2 protein-coding genes are annotated in these 2,288 nt (G+C 46.3%); both read right to left on the minus strand.

Translation table 11 applies throughout. From position 1 onward, the window contains the following. A partial coding sequence (locus AAC01S_RS18335) for a hypothetical protein (protein ID WP_157071298.1) occupies positions 1-408 on the minus strand: 408 nt, incomplete at its 3' end. Between the two features lie 60 nt (positions 409-468). Beyond that, a complete protein-coding gene (locus tag AAC01S_RS18340) occupies positions 469-921 on the minus strand; it encodes a helix-turn-helix domain-containing protein (protein WP_067625936.1) in 453 nt (150 codons plus the stop codon). Between the last annotated feature and the right edge of the window lie 1,367 nt (positions 922-2,288).

Below are 2,288 nucleotides of genomic sequence, written 5' to 3' on the forward strand. Positions count from 1 at the left end.
GCTGATTCGAACAAAATACAATCGAATGGGTTTCCGCAGTGTCTCAACCAAGTTCTGAAGCTCTCTAAGGTGCTTCTCTTGAAAACTGAATGCCTGATATACGACCCTGCCTGCATCGAGATAGTCTAAAAGTCGCTGTACCTTTTCCTGATGCGCCTCATTCGACTGACCCAGCACACTCTCAACCAATACTGGAGCCGCCAAATCGTTATCCACGGCGTACAGGTCAACAGGCTTCTTCTTGCCTTCATGCTCCTTATCCGACTGTGGACGATCTACAATGTCCTCCAACGGCTGTTCCAACTCAATCTCGCTCAGTCGAGTTCCTAACGCCCGTTCCAACCTTTCTTTTCTCGTTTTCAAGTACAAGTGAAAGATGAACTCCTTCTCCGATCCGCCAACTGACATTTCATCCCCACCTTTCATGAAACAAAGAGAGAACCCCGTAAGGTTCTCTCCCGCTCCTTGTTAATGGCAAAAGCGTTTCAGCAGGTTGACAAGTCGTTTCGCCATTTCAATGATTCGAAACGCACCTTTGTACTGTTCGTCCCCGCTCAAATCGTTCTCGATGACGGTTTGCACCAAGGCGAAAATTGCTTCCTTGATTTCGGGGGTAGCTTTGATGCCATCACCGACTGTGTAATCGTGTGTGATGAGCAGATCAAACAATGTCGTCGGTTCGTCTGTGGTGGCAGGCAACTGCGTAAGCTCGAACAATGACACGTCCAACGCTTCACATAACCGCTCCAAGATTGGCAGACTGGGGGCACGTCGTTCCCCGCGTTCGATGCGGTTGATATATGCCGCGCTGATCGAGGTTTTGTCTTGCAAGGTCTTAAGAGAGTACCCCTTGCTCTCCCGATAATGCCGCAACCTCCTCCCGATTGACCGATCAATAGCTCTGTTCGCCTTGTTACTCATGATCTCGCCTCCATAAACGTTTCCCGCAAGGGAATCCTGGTGTATTTTGAATCTCTTTCTTTTACTCAAGAGGCATAGGAGTTATTCAAAAGTTGAAGCGGTAGAAAGGCTGAATCGCGAGTGAGATAAAGGCAGGGAGGTTCGCTACTTCGTAGGTTGATAGGAGGCGGCATCGGGGGTATAAGGAAAGTAGATAGGATCACGGGCTGATACAGCATCAATTCCCTTTCAACATCATGAAACGGTTATGTCGGATGAAACATATCCATATCTACAGGTTGAAACATAAACGCAGACACAATCAGAACAAGAAATGTCTACATAATAGGAACCATAAATGTTTACATTTGATAAACGCCAAACAAGTCCATAACCATCTGGGGGTGTTGCACGTATCCAATATTTTGAGCATAGGTTGATATGACCCTATTCATAGCCTTGGGACGCAGTGTCTACGGGCGCATGAAGAACTGCCACGACACCACCAATAAGGGGTGAAGTTGACCGCGTGTATCACGGTTCCTTGGGAACTGACTCTATTGGAGGATTATATCAGCAACCAGATACATCTGGGGCTATCCATGATGGCAAGCAACTGCTGTGTAGAGTTCGTTACGGTGACTATATCATCTCGTCAAATCAGGGTTCGTGGGAATCATGTAGGAATTTTCCCCCATTTTCCTTGATGGCATTTCACAGTCCCTCGTAAATGCAGATGGGTACAATCCCACTGAACAATTCCGTTCCTCCTTCGCGAAGGCGATAGTTGAAACACGGTTTTGCCCTTATCGCAAGTTGGCTGGTCACGCTTCTCCTGGTAAGTTTGACGGTTCATCCGTATTCTCATGGTCGTCGTGAAGGTGGTTTTCCCTTTTACAGATGAAGCGAGACCTACATAATTTGCCTACCCATTCAATCAAGAACGAGACGTTTGGTTGTTTTTGATTAGCCACCGTCAGTATAGAAGAGTACGTTTCATGGGATAACCCACGCTGACCTTTCTTTATCGCGCAGGTGATGATTGAAATACGGTTTTTCCCTTATCGGAGACAAATCAACCCGTGCAATTTGCCTTCCTTGTAAATGGAGATTCAACCCCTACATTTGTTGGTGCTTTAAACTGCCGTTAATGCACAAAAGTGTAATGCCTCCACCCCGCTTGATTGTGACTCCCTATTCCATGTGCGTTGATTGAGACACGGTTTTCCCCGTAACGCAGACAACACAACCACTACAATTGGAGTCCTATGTAAGTGGAGATGAGACCATTACATTTGCGCCGCTCTTGAAAGTTGAGATCAAACTACTATAAGGGTTCATCACTCAGCTATCAGGAATTTTTTACCACATGTTTTTTCATGCATATA

The sequence above is a fragment of the Alicyclobacillus acidiphilus NBRC 100859 genome (assembly GCF_001544355.1).
In the GTDB taxonomy this organism is placed as follows: Bacteria; Bacillota; Bacilli; order Alicyclobacillales; family Alicyclobacillaceae; genus Alicyclobacillus; species Alicyclobacillus acidiphilus.

Bases quoted from the DNA above. Each gene is read 5' to 3' on its own strand.
- AAC01S_RS18340 (WP_067625936.1), bottom strand. From the start codon at position 921: ATGAGTAACAAGGCGAACAGAGCTATTGATCGGTCAATCGGGAGGAGG.